The organism is Chloroflexus sp., from assembly GCF_034434295.1.
Classification (GTDB): domain Bacteria; phylum Chloroflexota; class Chloroflexia; order Chloroflexales; family Chloroflexaceae; genus Chloroflexus.
Genome location: NZ_DAOTZQ010000129.1, coordinates 35,546 through 55,904, shown reverse-complemented (window position 1 = coordinate 55,904; position 20,359 = coordinate 35,546). Strand labels below are relative to the sequence as shown.

General features: G+C 56.4%; 14 protein-coding genes and 1 pseudogene. 4 read left to right on the top strand and 11 right to left on the bottom strand.

Annotation, left to right across the window (positions count from 1 at the left end; genetic code table 11):
- The first annotated feature begins 136 nt into the window (after positions 1 to 136).
- Together VAE57_RS17320 and VAE57_RS17315 are read left to right on the top strand one after the other, a co-directional pair.
- Entirely contained in the window at positions 137 to 1,186 is a 1,050-nt protein-coding gene (locus tag VAE57_RS17320) for a serine hydrolase domain-containing protein (protein ID WP_322823085.1), read from the top strand.
- A 206-nt stretch (positions 1,187 to 1,392) separates the two neighbouring features.
- On the top strand, positions 1,393 to 1,773 hold the full coding sequence (locus VAE57_RS17315) for a DUF393 domain-containing protein (protein ID WP_322823084.1): 381 nt from the start codon (positions 1,393 to 1,395) through the stop codon (positions 1,771 to 1,773).
- 329 nt (positions 1,774 to 2,102) lie between these two features.
- Here VAE57_RS17315 and VAE57_RS17310 read toward each other — a convergent pair.
- The 9 genes and pseudogenes from VAE57_RS17310 to nrfD form a co-directional block, all read right to left on the bottom strand.
- A pseudogene (locus VAE57_RS17310) lies at positions 2,103 to 3,086 on the bottom strand (Uma2 family endonuclease).
- 742 nt (positions 3,087 to 3,828) lie between these two features.
- Positions 3,829 to 4,557, bottom strand: coding sequence for an NUDIX hydrolase (locus VAE57_RS17305; protein WP_322823083.1), 729 nt, complete (start codon positions 4,555 to 4,557; stop codon positions 3,829 to 3,831).
- A gap of 60 nt (positions 4,558 to 4,617) precedes the next feature.
- Entirely contained in the window at positions 4,618 to 5,598 is a 981-nt protein-coding gene (glk, locus tag VAE57_RS17300; RefSeq protein ID WP_322823082.1) for a glucokinase, read from the bottom strand.
- Positions 5,599 to 5,678: 80 nt separating this feature from the next.
- Complete coding sequence (rpe, locus tag VAE57_RS17295; protein ID WP_322823081.1) at positions 5,679 to 6,350, bottom strand: ribulose-phosphate 3-epimerase; 672 nt, start codon at positions 6,348 to 6,350, stop codon at positions 5,679 to 5,681.
- A 27-nt stretch (positions 6,351 to 6,377) separates the two neighbouring features.
- The gene (rpiA, locus tag VAE57_RS17290; protein WP_322823080.1) at positions 6,378 to 7,097 is read right to left on the bottom strand and encodes a ribose-5-phosphate isomerase RpiA; all 720 of its coding nucleotides are present in this window, start codon (positions 7,095 to 7,097) and stop codon (positions 6,378 to 6,380) included.
- A gap of 30 nt (positions 7,098 to 7,127) precedes the next feature.
- Positions 7,128 to 8,885 carry a M61 family metallopeptidase gene (locus VAE57_RS17285; protein ID WP_322823079.1) on the bottom strand — a complete coding sequence of 586 codons (1,758 nt, stop codon included), beginning with the start codon at positions 8,883 to 8,885 and terminating at the stop codon, positions 7,128 to 7,130.
- 1,071 nt (positions 8,886 to 9,956) lie between these two features.
- Entirely contained in the window at positions 9,957 to 10,895 is a 939-nt protein-coding gene (locus tag VAE57_RS17280; RefSeq protein WP_322823078.1) for a molecular chaperone TorD family protein, read from the bottom strand.
- Positions 10,892 to 13,855 (bottom strand): molybdopterin-dependent oxidoreductase, encoded by a 2,964-nt coding sequence (locus VAE57_RS17275; RefSeq protein WP_322823077.1) that lies wholly within the window; start codon positions 13,853 to 13,855, stop codon positions 10,892 to 10,894. The genes VAE57_RS17280 and VAE57_RS17275 overlap by 4 nt, the downstream gene beginning before the upstream one ends.
- Before the next feature lie 12 nt (positions 13,856 to 13,867).
- Positions 13,868 to 15,547: an NrfD/PsrC family molybdoenzyme membrane anchor subunit gene (nrfD, locus tag VAE57_RS17270; RefSeq protein ID WP_322823076.1), complete on the bottom strand. Its 1,680-nt coding sequence runs from the start codon at positions 15,545 to 15,547 to the stop codon at positions 13,868 to 13,870.
- Between the two features lie 1,248 nt (positions 15,548 to 16,795).
- On the opposite strand from nrfD, the gene VAE57_RS17265 reads away from it, so the two are divergent.
- Positions 16,796 to 17,719, top strand: a complete 924-nt coding sequence (locus tag VAE57_RS17265) for a LysR family transcriptional regulator (RefSeq protein ID WP_322823075.1) — start codon at positions 16,796 to 16,798, stop codon at positions 17,717 to 17,719.
- Positions 17,720 to 17,950: 231 nt separating this feature from the next.
- On the opposite strand, the gene VAE57_RS17260 is transcribed toward VAE57_RS17265, so the two are convergent.
- Entirely contained in the window at positions 17,951 to 18,235 is a 285-nt protein-coding gene (locus tag VAE57_RS17260; RefSeq protein WP_322823074.1) for a DUF427 domain-containing protein, read from the bottom strand.
- Between the two features lie 109 nt (positions 18,236 to 18,344).
- Between VAE57_RS17260 and dprA the strand changes: the two genes are divergently transcribed.
- A complete protein-coding gene (gene dprA, locus VAE57_RS17255; RefSeq protein ID WP_322823073.1) occupies positions 18,345 to 19,430 on the top strand; it encodes a DNA-processing protein DprA in 1,086 nt (361 codons plus the stop codon).
- A gap of 18 nt (positions 19,431 to 19,448) precedes the next feature.
- Here dprA and VAE57_RS17250 read toward each other — a convergent pair whose 3' ends face one another.
- Positions 19,449 to 19,922 carry an NUDIX domain-containing protein gene (locus VAE57_RS17250; RefSeq protein ID WP_322823072.1) on the bottom strand — a complete coding sequence of 158 codons (474 nt, stop codon included), beginning with the start codon at positions 19,920 to 19,922 and terminating at the stop codon, positions 19,449 to 19,451.
- Between the last annotated feature and the right edge of the window lie 437 nt (positions 19,923 to 20,359).

Below are 20,359 nucleotides of genomic sequence, written 5' to 3'. Positions count from 1 at the left end.
AGCACGGTAGCCCAACCTCAAGGCTACTGGTGTCGGCTTGAGCCACACCGATCCCTTACCCCTCACAACAGGCGTATACTGTCAGGAAAGCGTCAGCCGATGAGAGGGAACAACCTTTGTATCCTACAACGATACTATGATATCTGAGATTGATCACATCATCACCACAGCGATTCACGAGCGTATCTTTCCAGGCGCCATCGTCATGGTCGCGCAGGAGAGCCACATCCTGCATGCGGCTGCTTACGGCACAACGATGTACGATGATCCCGGCACGACGCCGGTGACACTCGATACCATTTACGACCTGGCGTCGTTAACCAAAGTCTTCACCGCCACCGCTGCACTCCGCCTGCACGACGCCGGCATGCTACCACTCGACCAACCAATCCAGCACTGGCTACCGGCACTGCGTGCACCCGACATCACCGTTCGCCATCTCTTGAGCCATTCCAGTGGCCTGGCCGTCCAACTGGCCCCCTTAGCCCGTGCTGGCGCAGCGACGATCAGAACGACGGTCTACACAGCCACTCCCCGCCATCCACCTGGTTGCGTCGTCGAGTATGCCAACCTCAACACCTTGTTGTTGGGTGATGTTGTGACCGCGATCTACGGCGGTTCACTGGCCGACGCACTGACCGAACTGGTCTGCGTACCGCTCGGCCTGCACAAAACGCGCTTCAACCCGCCGACGGCGTGGCGTGCAACCATTGCCCCCACCGAATGGGACTGGGAGTGGCGTGGTGGCCTCGTGCACGGCGTGGTGCACGACGAAAGCACGTATGCGTTAGGCGGAGTTGCCGGTCATGCCGGCCTCTTCGGCCTGGCGGTTGAAGCGTTGCGACTGGTACAGCTCTTTCTCCAGGAAGGTACCTGGCAAGACCGGCAGCTCCTGCGTGCCGGGACAGCACTGGCTGCACTAACGCCACAGCCGGTCGCCGACACCAGCCGATTGGTGAGTGGTCTGGGCTGGATGCTGCACCGACCATACATGGGGAGCGCCATCCACCACGGCTTCGGCCATAGTGGCTTTACCGGCCCTCTCCTGATCGGTATTCCCCAGCGGAGACTGGCAATCGTCCTGCTGTGCAACCGCACCTACCCGAAACGAACACCGCCGCCGTACCGTCACCATGCGGTTGCTGCTATGGTTGTAGACGCAACCCTCCAGGCGATAGATCACTAGCGCTCTAGCCGGATAATTGCCATAAGTACGGGTATAATAAATAGAGAGCGATAAAACCGTTTGATTCAACCTCTTCCAGGAGAGTGACATGAGTCGCAAACGCTATCAGCAATGGTTTCGCATCCTGAGTGCGGTTATCATCGGCATTCTGGTTCTGGCACTAGTTGTGACGGCAATTGTGCCGTACTGATCGATAGAAAACATCTATGCGCTACACAATGCTATACGATGGCAACTGCCGGATATGTCGCAGCCAGGCCGCATTGATTGCCGGCTACGATGATCACAACCAGATCGAGCTACTCGACGCTAACAGCATCAGTGCGCGGGAACGTTTTCCCCACATCAGCCACGAAGAAGCGATGGGGCAGTTACATGTCGTCGGTCCAGACGGTGCCATCTACCGCGGTGCTGAGGCAGTACGCGAAATTCTCTTACAGTTACCGACACTGCGCGGTTTAGGCGAACTCTTACGCCTGCCCGGTGCCCTGACACTGGCCCAACCGGTGTACGAATTGATTGCCCGCAACCGCTATCTCTTCGGCGGTAGCACGACGTGCGATGATGATGCCTGCCGGCGTCGTTGATGTCGTGTCCGGGTTGTCAGCAATCCAGGTTGCTGCCTTTGTCACCACAGAGACACAGAGGACACAGAGGATAGGTATAACCTGAGTTGCTACCGTGAGGCGTGACGTAGCGCATCGATGGGAACTGGTGCTGCCCACATCGTTCATGCAGGTACACCACACGGTGTTGCGCACAACGTCGTGCTGTTTATCCTGACGGTCAGACTCCATGGCATGCCCATAGCATAAGGCAGCCAGTTCGCGACACCACCTGAAATAGGGAAACTCCCGAACTGGCTGCGCGTGTGACAATCCTATTCGCCGAACACCATGCTGCACTTCCGATGGCACTATCCTTCGCCGCGTAATCGACGCAATTCTGCCTCAAGCTCGCGAAGACGGGCTTCGACTTCAGCCCGCGCCGCTGCTTCTGCCGCCCGTGCTTCAGCTTCACGGCGGGCCTGTGCTTCGGCAGCGGCACGCGCTTCGGCTTCACGGCGGGCCTGTGCTTCGGCGGCCGCTCGCGCTGCCGCTTCTGCAGCACGCGCTTCGGTTTCACGGCGGGCTTGTTCTTCAGCCAGGCGTGCCCGCTCTTCCGCTAACGCCCGGGCTGTCGCTTCCTGGCGGGCACGCCGTACCACCTCAGTGTAATCGCCAATCTCCGCCCCGTGCTCGTCGTAGCATACCACGTGATCGTCCACAATTCCCACCCAGAGCCGGGCTAGCGCCAGATACACCCGCCCATTCGCGTCGAGCCGCTGGCGCACGTAGCGATCCCCGACCAATCGATAGTCCAGTAAGCGCAGCCGGCGTGGCTCGGAGCGGGTGGTGTCGACGATCACCTACTGCGCCACCCCTGCCCATGCATAGTGCTCAACCTTGGCCTCCAGATCATTCTAGCGGGTCTCTGGCGAGGTAATCTCAATGATGAGCGCCGGACGCCGTCCTTCCTCCTGCACATCGAAGGTGATCCAGTTCCGCCGTGCAGGGAGATCGGGAATGACCGTCACGTTCGGGCTGTGCGGGCGGAGGCCGGGCACGTCCCAGGCGATACGCACATCGGTGAGCACGATGGCTATCCCTTGTGACTCCAGGCGCTCCCGCAACACACTGGTGAGATACATCCGGTCGGTTTCGTGACGGTCGCTCTGCACGATGACGTCTCCCACCTCCGGATGGAGGACATCCTCGAGGGTGAGCGGCACCTGTTCGAGATGATGCGGGTCGTCGGGAGTGGGTCGGGGCACAAACCGCCAGCCGTAGCGAAACGGGTCGTCGGCAGGGGTTGGGCGTGGTACGTGCGCACGGGTAAGGTTGGGCTTGAGGTGGGTCATCGTGATACCTCCCTGATGATGTGGGTGTTGGTGTGGGAGCAACGTTGGGACAATATTGTACCACACCGGATTGGCGGCGTGCCGGGTGATACGTATGGTCGCGATACTGTCTGCTGATGGTCGGTGCGCGCGGGCAGCAGTGGCGAGCGGATGGGAGAGCGTGCTGGATCATAATGCGCTCCTGATCACAAACGGCGTTCTCTATAGAAACCGGTTCAGGAGCGCAAACGTTGCGCGGCATTTTTGAGGAGGAGTGGGCGAAGTAACAGTGCAGGCATCGTCATAACGAGGTAATGCCGGGTGGGTGGTGCGACTGGCGGTTACCAAAAGGTAGTCTGCCAAAAAGGGGCAACCAGGGAAGAGCTAGCCCGTGTCGCTATCTCTGTGGACGGAAGCCCTGTCTCACAACGTGGAAGCTCCTCTGGGGTTAACCGTCAGCACGTCCGGCCAGTCCCCGCTGTTGTGCGGGCAGAAGCACGCCCTCATACCGTGGAAGGCCCGGTGAGGCTAAGGGCGATTCCTCCTCTCCGCCGACAGGTCAGCCCCGCGGGGCTTCAATGTCGTGAGGCAGGGTTTTAACCCGCCGACTCTTCACCCCGCCGGCTCAACACCGTGCTGGCCCTCCTCTCCGCCGACAGGTCAGCCTCGTAGGGACTGACACGACGCGAGAGCGGGGGTCTGCCCTATCGACTTTGGTTACAAACGCTTGCAGAAGTATTAAAGAAGCCGGGCCTGGTGTCGGTCAACTCACCCCTTCACGGCGATCCTCGCGCCAGCGGAAGACAAATTGCTTATCGCCGGATCGATCACGACGAAAGCGCCAGAGGCGGGTTGGACGCCCACGACCTTCACGCATGTAGGGTGTCTCTTCCAGAATACCGGCCTCTTTGATCTTGCGGTAGAAATTGCCCTTGTCGAGCTTTTCCCCCAAAATCTGCTCGTAAATGTGTTTTAACTCGAGGATTGAGAAGAGTTCGGGTAGCAACTGAAACGCCAGCGTCGTGTACTCTAGCTTCGAGCGCAGTCGTGAGATGGCATATGCCAGAATCTGATCGTGATCGAAGGCCAATGGCGTGGGCAGGTTGTCAACCGGAAACCAGCGCACATCACTGTTTTCAGCACTCACCCGGATTGTCTGAGCATCGGCGCGCACCAGCGCAATGTAGGCCACACTGATCACACGATGGCGCGGATCGCGCTGAACATCGCCGAAGGTATAGAGCTGCTCAAGGTACACATCTCGTACCCCGGTCTCCTCTTCGAGTTCACGACGTGCAGCCTCTTCAAGCGACTCGTCAAGCCGGATGAAGCCGCCCGGTATCGCCCAACGCCCTTCAAATGGCCAGCGCTTGCGCTGTACCAGTAAGACGTGCAGCGTGCGATTGATCAGGCTGAAGATGACCACATCGACAGTCACTGCCGGCAGTTGATATTTGCTAATATCGTAAGGTACCGGACGTTCATCCTGCATGATCGACTATCTCCCTCCGTTGTGATTTAGTGTTATTTATACACTAAAATGCTAACGGTGTCAACTCATTGCTGCTGCTGCTGCGCCGAGGAGACCGGCTTTCGGTTCGAGGATGACGTGAATCGGCACCTGGCTCAGCAATTCACTGAAACGTCCTTTATCACGGAAGACCTGCAAGAACCGTTCACGCTTGATCAATGGCAGCATCCGTGGTGGTAAACCACCGCCAATGTACACACCGCCGGTTGCCAGTACCTTTAACGCCAGATTGCCGGCTTCGGCGGCCAGAATATCAACGAACAGTTCAAGAGTGGTGCGACATACCAGACACATCTGTTCGGTTGCCATTCCCGCCTGGACGATTACCGGTGTGGGATCGCCGGCTGCGGCCAGTTGCTCGGCCACCGCTGGCGTTTCGCGTTGGAGCAGTCGATCACGCACAAAAGCGTACAAATTCGGTATACCAATCCCTGAGCAGACACGCTCGTAGCTGACGTGATTGTACCGTTGATGCAGGTAATCGAGCAGATCTTTTTCAACCTGATTGCGTGGCGCGAACGTCGTGTGACCGCCTTCAGAGGGATGCGGGCGATAGCGTACCCCGTCCCAGGTGAGAAAAGCTTCACCCAGACCGGTACCGGGGGCGATGACCCCAATTGCGCCACCAGTAATGGCTCGCCCCGCAGTAAGTGTCTCCAGATCAGCAGGTTCGAGAATCGGAACCGATTGGGCAATCGCCTCCAGATCGTTTAACAGGCGTACCGGTGCGCCGTTTAGCACCGTACTCAATCTGGCAGCGTCAATTGTCCAGCTCAAATTGGTGATACTGGCTCGTCCGCTAACCACCGGCCCGGCGACGCCAAACGCCGCACCCGCAATGGGGGCCGGGTGGTGTGCGCAGAACTCGGCGATCACCGTCTCTAAATCTGGATAACGCGCACTGGCAAACGTCTGTTCAAAAACTGGATGATGTGGCCCGGTCGCCAGATCGAAAAGGGCCAGAATTGTCTTTGTGCCGCCGATGTCACCGGCCAGATACATAGATCACCTGCATCATTTCAACACATGTCCTGTCCACAAGTGTAAGGTTCTGTTTTAGCTCGCTGGCATCGCTTAACCCATCACTTACCCGGAACGGCCTCACCCAACGCTACGCGCAGCTCGTTAATGGCATCCGGGATTGGTTGCGAGCCAAATACCGCCGATCCAACGACTGCCACTGTCGCACCGGCAGTTGCACAGGCGGCGATGGTGTTTGGGTTAACTCCACCATCAACCATAATTTCTACCGGACGATCACCCAGCAGGGTGCGCAGCCGCTGTACTTTTGCGAGTACCGACGGAATGAGTGTCTGGCCTCCAAAACCGGGATTGACCGTCATTAACAAGATGAGTTCTACCTGATCGATCAGCTCTTCAACCATGCTGAGTGGGGTTGCCGGGTTGATGGCAACCCCGGCTTTTTTGCCCAGATCGTGGATCATCTGCACAGCCCGATGCACATGAGGCGTCGCCTCAGCGTGCACGGTTATCAGATCGGCCCCAGCAGCGGCAAAGTCGGCCAGGTAGCGTTCTGGTTCTACAATCATCAGGTGAGCATCAAGTAATGCTCCGTACCGATCGGCTAATGGCCGCAATGCCCGAACAACCAGCGGCCCAAAGCTGATATTCGGTACAAACCGACCATCCATCACATCGAGATGAATCCAGTCAACACCGGCAGCACAGGTGATGGCAACCTGTTCGCCCAAACGCGCAAAATCAGCCGTGAGAATTGAAGGCGCAAGCCGCATAGCATCCCTGTTGTTGTGAATGAAAGACTACCAGGCTATTGTACCGCAATCGCTGGTGGTCATGTGCCGCACACCGTCCGGGCCGGCTACAAAGAGATCGGTTGCCAGACCAATGAACAGGCCGTGTTCCACAATGCCGGCGCGTGCTGATAGCTGATCTGCCAGTGCTGCCGGGTCATTGAGTGGGCCGCACGCCCAATCGAGAATGAGGTTTCCCTGATCGGTGCGGAAGGGTTGACCATCGGCCCGCAGGCGAAGCTGTACCGTTCCGCCCTGTGCCGCTATCCAGCGTGCGGTAGCGCGCCAGCCAAAATCGACGACTTCAAGAGGTAAGGCAAATCGTGTACCGAGGGCTGGTGACAGTTTGCTATCATCAACAATAATCGCAACCCGCCGACTGGCCTGCGCAACCATCTTTTCACGCAATAGCGCTCCGCCGCCACCTTTTATTAACGACAGTTGCGGATCAACCTCGTCGGCGCCGTCAATGGTCAAATCCACCGTAGTGACTTCATCAAGTGTTGTGAGCGGAATACCCAATTCGCGAGCCAGTCGAGCGGTGCCTTCAGCACATGGGACACCAACGATGTCGTTCAGATCACCCTGGTGCAGGCGTTCGGCAATCATGCGTGTTGCGTAAGCGGCAGTACTACCAAAGCCTAACCCGATCACCATCCCTGGTTGTACCAGTGCCACCGCTGCTGCTGCCGCCATTGCTTTGCGTGTTTCAGTTGACGTTGTATTCATCGTCGCTGTCATTCTTGTTCTGCGCAGTGTCTAAACAATTCTTTGCAGCCACGCTGAACGGGCGTGCAATTGGGCTGCCGTCGGCGCTGCTACATTGACCAGTGATAGCATATCATATGGCGCGACGGCCAGTGTTACCGGGACTTCAATCAACGCATCTCCCCTGAAGAGGGTCAAACGCACGACATCACCGGGGCGACGTTCAAGCAGTCGTTGCTGCAAACGCTCTTCATTGACGCGCCAGCCATCGAGGGCAACCAGCTCATCATCGGCATATACCCCCGCCTCGTAGGCCGGGCCATCACTGCACACGGTTGCCACGATGGTGCGCTCGCCCTGTTTCTTCCAATTCACACCCAGCCAGGCCGGTGGTTGACCGTCGGGTCGTGGTCGGCGGTATTGCCAGCGCGGTTCTAACCCGACAACGGCCAGCGCTGCCGCATAATCCAGTTCTTCGACACCGACAACATAGCGTTCGTAGAGCGAACGTAAACCATTGTCTGTACCGCCAATCGCTTCAATTGCCGCCAATACTGCACCATCCTCCGGGATTCCTGGCCCGGTAATTGGGTAACGCTGGTACAAATAGCGCATCACATCATCGAAGCTGCGTGCGTTATTGGTTTGTGCTCGGATCGCCATGTCAAACATCCAGCACACCAACGCACCTTTCAAATAGTACGAGATGCTTGAATTAATACTGTTTTCATCGGGACGGTAAAGCTTAATCCAGGCGTCAAAACTACTCTGTTCGAGGCTCTGGAGACGGCGACCGGGTTGACTCTGCAATTGGACGATCTTCTCTGCCAGTTTTTGCAAATAACGCTCTTCACTTATCAGACCGGCCCGTACCAGCAGCAAATCATCGTAGTAACTGGTGGCGCCCTCCATCAACCATAGGAGGCGGGTGTAGTTCTCATTTTGATAATCGAACGGCCCCAGGGGTGCCGGGCGTAATCGCTTGACATTCCAGGCGTGAAACAGTTCGTGCGAGGTCAGACCCAGATAGCGCTCGTAGTGCTCACCGAATGTCCAACGGTCAACCATGTTGGTAGCACTGTTGCGATGCTCAAGTCCACCGCCTTTACCATCGGTCAGATGCACGATGAAGGTATAGTCGCGGTAGGGTAGACTACCGAACATTGCTCGCTGTACCTCAACAATTCGTTTGGTATCGGCCAGCAATCGCTCTTCGTTTTCGTTGCCGTGGCCCCAAATGGCAATAGTATGTGGGACATCATCAACCGTAAAGGTGAGCAAGCGATGCGTTCCGCATTCAACCGGGCAATCGATCAGTTCATCGTAATCGGTGGCCTGGAATGAAGCGCGCTGCGGACGCGCCGGATCGGGCGGTAACGCGGTCAGGCCGGTCGTCACCTGCCAGCCGGTGGGAGGATCGACGTGCAGGGTCAATGGTTCCTGAGTGTGACCGTGAATATACATAAACACATTTGCCCCGTTGAAATAGCCATGCGATCCATCAAGATGACTGGTACGCACGGTAAGATCAAATGCGTATACTTTGTAGGTCACTATCACCCGCGACGCAGCACCGGCCTCAACCAGCCAGCAATCTTTGCGAATTTTTCGCCACAGCAACTGCACACCCTGTGCGTCAACTGCTTGAAATTCCTGCACATGACGCGCAAACTCACGGATCATATATGAACCAGGAGTCCATGCCGGTAGCGACAGGTGAATCTCACCGGTTTCGTTACGCTCGATCTCGATCTGCACGTGAAAGAGGTGGGAATGCGGCGTTGGCATCGCAATCGTGTAGGTGATCATGACGAAGCTCCTTGTCCAAAGCTATCGAAAAGCGTATGAATGTTGGTGCATTACAGGCAATTGTTCGTAAACATAACCTGCAAAACCGGTGAGCGTAACGTTTCTCATGTATTTGTGAGATGTGCAAACACACCCAAGTATAGCATGGCAGCGCACGAGGGCTGAAAGCGGAAGGGCTGGGCTAGAACTTATTTCATAAAAGCTGTGCTCTCATGACCCCAGACGGTCGCACAGGCGGATGAACGCCTGCCAATCACAAACGACAGTATACCCTGCTCCCAGTCTGCCGGTATGGCAGCGAGGAGTGCTGATGATTATCTTCAGTACCATCACTCGTTGGATGGGGTGTCATGTCGTTTGTCACGCACGTGTCGCAGCGTTTGGAGTGCGGCAGCCTGGCTGCCGCACCAGCCGGCCCTGATCAGAAGCGGATTGCAGCGGACTCCCGTGTCAGTACGTTCCCCTGATGATGGAGAAGGCTGAATGTAAGCCGGCAACCTGCCCCACAGCGTGCTGGTGCCGGTGGTGCGTAGGGCGGAGGTGGGTTTAGAACCCGCCCCTACGGACGGTGCATGTGCCGTTCACCTGACCATTCAAGGGAGGCGGTGGATGGGAATGTCTTGCATCGCGTGCCATGGATTGTTGTTCAGATGTGATCTCAGCCTCTACGGTCACCTCTCTCGTGCAGCGGCTATACATTACCCATAACCAGGCGGTCAACGTCTTCGCTCACCAGCAGCATCTATCTCATCGTGCACGATCCTGGGAACTATCGCGTTGCACCGCTGTTGCGTGGATCCCACGTCACGAACGGTAAGCAGATAGTAGCAGTGGTGGCAGAGGTAGACGGTGTATCAGACCGTGGCGCAGGCTTCTAGCCTGCGCACCAACTGCCACGGCCAGCACCTGTCGGCGGTGGCAATGATGCCTCCACACGGGCTGGAAGCCCGCGCCACGGGGAGCGCTTGCAGGCCGGCCTAACGCAGCGTGACATAATGACAAGCAAATTGCACAGGCACAAGCCTGTGCATTCGCGGCTGAAGAGCGCAGAAGACCGAATCTCGTGTAAAGCTAGGTGCTGATCAAGCGTTGACTGCATTCCAACCGCTCGATCCACGGCGCGAGAAATGGTTGCCAGGCTGCTTGCCCATCGATCAGCAGAGATAACTTGTGTGTTTCGGCTGATATTATTTCTTGCAAGGCAACGATTAAGCCGGCTGCCTGATCAAACTCGCCGGCAGTCTCGAAGAGGGTGCGCATCATTGTGAAGCGATCCCCAATTAGGATTGAAAATCCGAGCCGGCGGGCCAACTGTGAGCAATCGGCGCGACTGAAGAAGATGCCGGCGCGTACCGGTGTGATGAGATGACGTACCAGCGTGTTGAGGTCATCTGTTTCAGGCGAGGCATCGTCTGTTTGGAGAGGGATGTATGCGCGAGATGAGGGTGGTGATGGTTGAAGACGTTCCAGTTCGCTCTCGATAAATTCTACTGCGAGGGTGGCCAGCGTCTGATAGAGTGCATGACCGGGAATGCGCTGTACAGCCTGCGCCCAAACCGGCACCCAGATGACGAGATGGTTGCCGAGAAAGGACGCTGCGTGTTGATGTGCCCAGTGCTGCAATCCACTGTCGCCATCGGCTATAGCTGCTGCTTCCGTGGCGATCAGACGGGCGAGAAAGATGAATTCGACTCCCAAATGGTCGGGAGCACCAACAGTCTGCAGCGGCGTAAATCCACAGCTAGCGTAGAAAGCTGCTACCTGCTCGGCGGCTGCGGTGTTGAGCATGAGTTCTTCGTCGCGGTAAAGCGACTCGTAAGGGTAGACATTGCGCCCGAAAGTTTGCTCATACGCAACCGCCAGGCTCGCTGGTTGATCTGTCATCACCGTTGCCAGTTCGGGCAGTGCCACCGCCTCCGCCCAAAGCTGAGCGGAAGGCGGTGCGATAAGGAGACGGCCAATGACATCGGCCAGGGTCTGGCGGGCTACAAGGTCGGTGGTATCATTCACGACTTTTTCTCCGGCAGGACATACGCCTCACGGGCCGGGCGGAACGGTCGCAACAGCCAGTGTGGCCGACGCATGCCGTTTGGTGATACCTTGCTTGCCGGTCGCGTCATTGCCAGCCATTCACGGTAGACTTCGTGTGCCCGTTTGGTATCGACATAAATGTCGCCATAGCGGTCGTTCGGGCCGGCTGGTTCGAGGCGTACTTTCTGATGCCAGCAGTGCATACCGCTGATTGGATCAGGGTGTACGGCAAAAGTCAGGTTCTGATGCACACCGGCATCTTCCCACCAGATGCGCGAGGTGTCGGGATCATCGCTCTGGTAAGGGCGAATGCCGTGCAGTTGACGCATACGCCATTCACCCTGACCCTCTTGTTTGAGTTCGACCAGGGCAGTCGAGAGTCGACCACCGCCATCTTCCTGAAGCCGCCATCGCCCCAGATGGTGCGAACATGCGATGACACCAGGGCGAATGCCTTCAGTCACCCAAACCCGATCAACGAAGTAGCCGATCTCGGTCACGACTTTGATCAGGTCACCGGTACGTAAGCCGAGCCGTTCGGCATCGCTGGTGTGAATCCAGACCGGGTTTTTGTGGCTGATCTCGTATAGCCACTTGGCATTCCCGCTGCGGGTGTGAATCAGCGTAGGTAGTCGGAAGGTAGAGAGCAGTACCGCCTCATTCTTGCTCCGGTCAATCTTGCTGGGATGCACGTGGCTATGAATGTAGGTGGGAATGGCGTATTCCGGCCAACCCCAATCGCGTAAGGTGGTTGAATAGAACTCAAGCCGGCGCGATGGGGTGGGGAAGCCAGCCACAATCGAACCATCTTCCAGTTGGATGCCAATTGGTCGGCCACGTTCGGGATCAGGCTCGAAGTAGGGCAGTGGCGTAATGTTCGATGATGGCGGTGCCGGTGTCTTTGTGTAGACGATCCCGGTATTCGGATCAATCGTCGCGTCGGCCAGTTCGGAAGTACTGAGTGGCTTATCGAAGGTGGGTTGTACCCCCTTCCGCAGCTCAAACGCACCGTAGCGCCGCATGTATTCCAGCGGGGTTAATCCCTCTTTTGCAGCGGCTTCGGGTAGACCCGGCACATGGTTCTCGAACATCCAGCCGTAGAACTCATCAACAGTGATCTTCTGACCGGGTCGGTACGGGCTTTCAAAGGTCTTGCGAATGCCCAGCTTGCCATCAGGATCAATCCGCCACGACAACTCGATCCAGAACTCAACTTCCTCCCAGACTTCGCCGGGATTAGCTTCGCGGGTATCGTTCACCGGCTTGCCCAGTCGACGCATTGCTTCGCGCAGAACCGGCTGACGGAAGGCAATCCAGCAGCCGGCGTGTGTCTCCTGGCTCATCACATCGTGGCGCTCGGCGCCGACACCCATCGGTAAAATGTAGTCGGCGAACCAGCCGGTCTCACTCCACGTTGGCGAAAGATGGACATGGAGACCGATCTTGCTCTCATCGGTCAACACCTCCAGCCAGCTCATGCCATCGGGATTTGTCCAGAGTGGATTGTAGACACGGGTGAAATAGGTGTCAACCTTGCCCCGCCCTTCTTTCAGAAAGTGCGGGAGTAAGATACTCATTTCGTAGAAGTTGAGTGGATACTCCTGTGGCCAGGTCAGCTCATTCCAGACCTTCACGTGGGGTGCCATGTTGGGATGACGCGGAATCCACTTGTCCCACACATTGGCCGATGTCCCCCCTTCGACTCCAATCGATCCGGTCAGGACATTAAGGAACCAGAGACAACGCGCAATCATCCAACCGCCAAGGTTGGCACTGGTTGCGCTGCGCCAGCTATGAGTGGCGAGTTTGCCTTCGCAACGGGCGATGATTTTGGCTACACGCTCGATCTGCTCAGCGCTGATCCCACTCTCCTGGGCCGCAAACTCAAAGGTATACTGAGCGTACAGCTCTTGCAACTTCATCTCGAAATGCTCAAAGCTGACCGGTAGGTCGGGATGTTCGGCCCGCAGATAATCTGCCCAATTGACCCAGCGGCGCACAAAATCGCGATTGTACTGCCCGGTACGAATGAGATAGTTAGCAATCGCAAGCAGAATTGCCGTCTCGCTACCCGGCCACGGCGAGAGCCACTCATCGGCCAGCGAGGCGGTGTTCGAGAGGCGGGTATCGAGCACGATGAGCTTTGCGCCGGCCATCTTACCTTCCATAATCCGCTGGGCGTGCGGGTTGAAATAGTGGCCGGTCTCAAGGTGCGAGCTGATGAGGAGAATGACACGTGCATTCGCGTGATCGGGTGAAGGTCGGTCGAGTCCCATCCACATCGCCTGCCCACAGCGGGCACCTGACGAGCAGACGTTGGTGTGCGAGTTGTGACCATCGACGCCCCATGCCGGCAATACCCACTCCATAAAGCCATCGTGACCGGGACGACCAACGTGGTAGATGATCTCGGTCTGGCGCTTCTCGATAATTGCTTTGCGCACACGACCGGCAATATCGTCGAGCGCTTCGTCCCACGAGACGCGCACCCACTTGCCTTCACCACGCTTACCGGCACGTTTCAGAGGATAGAGAATCCGGTCGGGGTCGTAGACCTGATTGAGCGTTGCCGGCCCTTTTGCACAGTTTCGTCCACGACTGCCGGGATGGAGCGGGTTCCCCTCGAACTTTTTGATCTTGAGGGTTTCGCCATCAACGTAAGCCAGCAGTCCACAGGCACTCTCGCAATTGAAGCAGACCGTCGGTACCAGCGTATAGCGGCGGGCAACCTTTTGGGGCCAGGCTTTGGGACCATACTCTGTCCAGTCTTGCCAGCGTTCGACCGGTGGGTAATCGCGCAGTTCCTGGCTACCGGTCAGCGTTGCTGTGGGCGCAGTGCTCGTGACATACGCCTGTACCGGCGGTGTGAGCGGCTCCACCCGCGAAGGTGAGCGTTGACCAAGTGTTCCAAGCAGGCGATGAAGGAGTGATGTCGCCATGATGATACCTCTCTAACTGTTCGGCACGTGTTGCGGTGCCATGACGAAAGCATATTCAAAGGCGTACAACCCGGCAATTGCGGCCAGTCCGGCTACTGCCAGGAGTGGCATCGCCAGGGTTGGGGCAATAAACGCCAGGACAATGCACAGCACCGGGAGGACGTGACCGAGAGCAATCGCTCCTTGCCAGAAATGGTTGCGGTAACGGCCGTGGCTAATATTGTGCGCGGCGCGGGCAGCAACTTCACTGGCATGGGGGATACCGAATTCACCAAGCAGGAGCATAAAGAGATCGATCAACAAACTACCGGCAAAGAGCCAGCCGAGCACGGTGAGAAATGCTGCCGGCATAGCCACAAACGGTGCGAGCAGCAAGAGCGTACCGGCACCAACCATCACTGCCTGCACCAGGAGATGGGCCGGCAAGAGCGGGCTTTGCCACAGGTCACGCCCCTCGGCCTGCGCGAAGAGAAACGCGGTGTAGATGGCTGCCAGTACGGCCAGCGGCATCCCGATCCAGGCCAGAATTGGTCGCAAGCCTGAGACAGCGGCTTCTGGCCAGATATTCAAGGCAGCGCCGGCCTCAGCCAGGAACCACAACCCGCCAACCAGCGTAAAGGCAATCAGGATAAACGCCCCGCGCGTCAACCAGCTCCGCCATTGCGGACGGGTGAGAATGGTAAAGAACAGATGCGGCTTTTCCAGATCAAACACCAGCAGAGCGGTTGTAATACCAATGAAGAGCAGACTTACAAAGAGCGTAATTGCCAGCAGTGGCGCAGCCAGTGGCGCCAGTCCAAGACCAACAGCGGTGGCCACTGCGAGAAAGACACCACTCCCAATCCCTTTTGTCACCAGATATGCCGGTACCGGCCAGTGCCACGGAATCTTGTGTTGAGCGTTGTAGCCAGTTTGCACCATGTGACCGGCCACCCGGCCACCCAGCATCAGCGCACTCTGACCGCTGCCCAGCCCTTGTTCACGCGGCGGACGAATCTTTGCTCCCGAAGCCGCAGTAAGCGGAATAACCTCGCGGGCATGTTGTCTTCGTCCGTTCGTATGCTGATGACCAACCAGTTGCTCGCTCACCACATCAGCCCACATAAAGGTAGAACTGGTCGTCGAGGCGGTTGGCGTCAATGTAGTTTGGTCGGCGTCGATGTAAAACAGCTTGGGTGCAGTTCCCTGTTCAGGCTTACGCACCGAAACCGGCTCACGGGCAATCAATTGGCTGATCAGACTATTGGGATCATCGAGATCGCCGGAGATGATTGCCTGTTCGGGACAGACAATTTCACAAGCCGGTTTCAATCCCTGATCGATACGGTGCGCACAGAAGTGGCACTTTGCCGCATTGTGGCTCTCTGGATCAATGTAAATGGCGTCGTAAGGACAGGCCTGCAAACAGGCTTTGCAGCCGATGCACACCTTCGGATCAAACTCTACGATGCCGTCGGTGCGCTGATACATCGCTGTGACCGGACAAATGCGAACACACGGTGGATTGGCGCAGTGGTTACAACGTGTCACCTGAAAATGGCGCCGGGTAGAGGGGAAGGTGCCGGTTTCTACATACTTCACCCACGTGCGATAAACCCCAAGTGGAACTTCATTCTCCGACTTGCAGGCAGTACTGCATGCGTGGCAACCGATGCACTTCCGCTGATCGATGAGGAAGCCGTAATTTGTCATGGCCAGCTCTTCCTGGCTATAGTAAAACCTTGACTAAGCGAATGATAGCAGAAATGTATCTATCGAACAAGCAGATATTTTTAATAATTAATATCGAAAATATGCATACCTTGTCAAAGTATAGCTCTTGAATATGCCTGCCATCTCTCAAACGGATCGCGGTGTAGTGCCGATAGCAGTGCTAATAGCAACCTGGCTGGCGTCGTGACAGATTTGTGACGAATGCCTGCTGCCACCATGTCACGATCCCTGAAGTTATACTCGTGCACCCGCCGGCTGTGCAGGAATGTTGGGTTATCTGGTTGACAGATGGTGTGCGGAGAGGGGGTGCGGTCACAGGTACAACGCACAATCTGGTTATCGTCAGGCTTGTCCATGTCGAGATTGGGTTGGTGTCGGTGTCGTAAGGGCGACGCATGCGTCGCCCTACCTGGGCCGGATTGGATATTGTTCACGCCCGGTAATGCGCGTGTCGCGTGGTGTGCGGAGTCCTCTCTTCCGCATCCGCTGAGTTTGACGCCGGGCGGATGTCGCAGCGGTCACCGTTTAGATGTAATTCTCGAGTTCAAGCATTACCGGCTATGCCAGAAGCGAGTCGCCGGTGGGTTTGTGTCGGCGTCGTAGGGGCGACGCATGCGTCGCCCCTACTATCATTCCAGCGCCGGTATCCAGCCGTGTATCGTTCAGGGGCAGCATCAGGGTAATCGCTGGCTGGTGTGTCATTATTCTGCTGGACTTGACATAAACAAGTCATCGCCTGGATTCTCATCAGCTTCTATCATTCCAGGTCAACAACATCCGTGCTGATCGTAGCCAATTGACCTTCTTGTCTGCAAGATTGATACGTTTGGTGCATACGATCTAAGCTTATTTTGCATAAAATAGGGTATCCTTACATAGCGCATGCTCGCGAAGCGACATAACACGTGTTCAAAGGGTTAACCGAATTCTGTCCTTTTGCGTAACGCCTGTACCAACTGGCACGCTCTCGAACACCCAACGGTGCGTTACGCTGACCTATCGCTGATACCTGATTGAAGAAGGTAAAGGGTACAGTGGCGATGCTCAGAAGAGACACATCTGGCGCGAAGCTGTAGAAGTGCTTAACATAACAGTCAATATCTGTGAATCGGGAGCAGTCGCAATAATGATTACCGTTTCTTGCGAGTTGCCCCATTGCATAGAGTATGACGGCGCGTAGTGTTTTGTCTCCAGTGTGAAGTAACGTATTCGCAGAAAGGGTCAGCTATGGTATATATTGCATCAGAAATAAAATTGTTGGGTGGCAAAGTGACGCTTAACCTGCATCTATTACGTATTTACGTTGCCGTGCTTGAACAGGGCAGTTTCACGAGAGCAGCCGAAGTACTCACGATGAGTCAATCGGCGGTGTCACGGGCCGTGCAAGAGCTTGAACGTCAGCTTGGCACGACTCTGCTCGAACGGCGTGCACGTGGGGTTGCCCCGACGATTGCCGGAACAATTCTGGGTGATCACGCTCGCCGTATCTTTACCCACGAGCGGCTGGCTATTGAGGCGTTGAACGAACTACGCGGTCTACAACGAGGTCGGCTGGCAATTGGGGCGAGTAGTACGATTGGTATTTACCTGCTACCTTCACTCCTTGGCAACTATCACCGTCGGTATCCGGGCATCGAGCTGTTTCTGGATATTGGCAATACCCAGCAGATTATCGAACGCCTGTTATCCTATCAGATTGATGTCGCTTACGTGGAAGGACCGGTAGCGGCGAACGAAGACTTGCAGGTAGTGCCGTGGCGGAGTGATGAACTGGTGGTGATTGCATCTCCCGACCATCCGCTTACCCGTCGGGTTACTCTGGATCGTTCTGATCTCCAGGACACCCCTTTCATTATGCGTGAACCTGGCTCAGGCACGCGTAAAGTTGTAGAACAGGTGCTGGCGGAACACAATGTGATGGTACGTCCGGTGATGGAACTGGGGAGTACCGAAGCTGTGAAGCAGGCAGTAAGTGCCGGATTAGGGTTGAGCATGGTTTCGCGCTTTGCGATCCAATCTGAGCTGATTGCCGGTAAGCTGCGGGTGCTCAATATTCCCACTCTGAATGTACAACGCCAGTTGAGCCGCGTTCGCCTGCGCGACCGTCCCCAAAGTCTGGCCCTGGAGGCATGGTTTAAGAATCGTGGCTGAGGTATTGACATCCGCGCTGGATATCACACCTCGATTGTATGCCTGCTTCTGTAGCAGTGTATGGTTCTGGCATCAGAGTGCTGACTGGCGGGTACGGGATGCGATCATTCCCGGCAAATTGATCCGGTAAGTGGTAATTTTTGGTATACGAACACCAACGCATGCCAGTTCGGTGTCCTGAGCTTGCGTTCTCAGTGGTACACGCAATTTCCTGGCCTGGTCCCTTGTTTGTTACACCTCGATCCGCACTCCACGCCAGAAAGCAATGTAGCCGGCTATTTGTTGGGCTGCCTCTTTCGGCGTTGGGTAGTACCAGGCTGCATCACGGTTTACCTGACCGTCCACCACCACGTCATAGTAACTGGCCGTCCCCTTCCACGGACACACCGTATGAGTCTGGCTGTCACGCAAATATTCGCGACGCACTGACTCCGGTGGGAAATAGTGATTACCCTCAACGACGATAGTTGTCGGGCTTTCGGCGATCACGGCACCATTCCAGACTGCACGGGGCATACGTTTCCTCCATCAGGTATCGCTTTTTTTTCATGATGCCACAAGTTGCGCACCTTTTGCAGGTCAAAACCGGTTCTATTAATAGGAAATCTGTCGAGGGGATCGATGTATGGATGATATTGTACGCTACTACCTCGGTTTCAATCTGGTACCCGGTATTGGCCCGTTGCGATTAGCCCGCCTGATCGAACGTTGTGGCTCGATTGCCGAGGCGTGGTACGCCGATGAAGCGGCAATGGTTGCTGCCGGCCTTGATGCGCGTAGTATGGCCGGTTTGCGTGCAGTTCGCGAGCGCATCGATCTCGATGCTGAGCTGTCACGGATTCGGACTGCCGGCATTACGCCGGTGGCAGTCGTTGATCCACTCTATCCACCTTTGCTGCGCATGATTCCGGCACCTCCGCCTCTGCTCTATCTACGCGGTACGCTTACGCCTGCCGATCAGCGAGCGGTTGCGATTGTTGGTACGCGCCACCCCAGTCATTATGGACGTGAAGTCGCACGACGCCTGGCCCGCGATCTGGCGAATGCGGGAGTGACGATTGTTAGTGGTCTGGCTTTAGGCATTGACACAATTGCCCACACTGCTGCGCTTGAGGCTGGTGGCCGCACGATTGCTGTGCTGGCCAGCGGGGTTGATCGGATCTATCCCGAACGCAACAGTGCCCTGGCCAGGCAGATCATCGCATCAGGTGCATTGTTGAGCGATTATTCACCGGGCACTCCGCCGGCACCGCTCAATTTTCCACCGCGCAACCGTATTATCTCCGGTCTAAGCCTGGCAACGATAGTGGTTGAGGCGAGTGCGAACAGCGGTGCCCTTATCACCGTCCAGTTTGCTCTCGATCAAGGGCGTGAGGTGATGGCCGTCCCCGGATCAATCTTTAGTCCGTTGAGTGTTGGCCCGCATCGCCTGATCCGCGATGGGGCGTTCATTGTTACCAGCGCCGATGATGTGCTGGCAGCACTCAATCTTGATCAATGTGGTGAGGCGTTTGAACCGTCGTTAGAACTTGCGCTGACCGCAGAAGAAGAAGCTATCTATGCAGTGGTTGAGGCAGAACCGCAGCATATTGATGTTATCGGTCGTGCTGCCGGTCAATCCGCAGCATCGACCGCAGCAGCACTGGCCTTGTTAGAGTTGAAAGGGTTGGTGCGGCAGGTAGCCCCGCTCTACTACGCACGGGGAAGGTAACCTGTCTGACAATACGTTCTAAAAGTCAAACACCGCCTCTGGCCGATTTGCGAACGCATCGGCCAGCATTCGACGAGTGCGCGTGAGTAGTGGTGGTAGATGATCGGGATCAAAGAAACCTACATTCACATTTTCGTGACCGACCTGTTGCAGTTCACCGCCAACAATACGGGCGGCAAAAAAGATTGCCAGAATTTGCGACTGGTCACCGTTGGGGTAACTCCAGGCAAAATCGGGGCCACTGTAGATGCCAATCAGCTTTTCAGGCCGCAACAGCAGATCGGTCTCCTCGCGTACCTCACGTACCAGTCCCTGGGCCGGCGATTCATCGAGGTTAATTGTACCACCCGGCACATCCCAGAGCATCACGTCCGCCCGCCGACAGAGCAGAATCTGGCCGGCTTCATTGCGCACAAAACCACTTGCCCGTACCTGTAAAATTCGCTGATGACCGACGTAACTACGCAGCCAGCGCGTATATTTGACCGTCATTGCCCGCTCCTTTGCTCGCATTGCCGGCTATTATAGCAGAACTGCGTAGCAGCAGGTGCGAGGGAAGTGGTGAAAAGGGCATGGAATGCCACGGTTGCGCCGTATGTTATCTGACAGAAAAGCAGACGCCGAAAACGAGCCTGGACTTCAAGACATTGCTGTTGTACCCGTCGACTTCCAGGCTCAGCGCCAGGATGATGTTTAGCTTTGCCAGGTAACCGATCCAGGGTGTTAATGTTGAGGTCACTGAAGACCTACTGGTGGATGCCCCACGCTGTCCAGCCGCGGTAGTACCCTTCGGGAGGATCGCCCTGATACCACGCACGTCAGACAATGCCCTGTCGGGTCGGTGTATGTCAACGGATTGTTCAGCGCATCGGCGTAGCGGTTCAGGTCCTGCGGGGTAACCGGGCCGTTGCTGGCGCTATGTCACATCC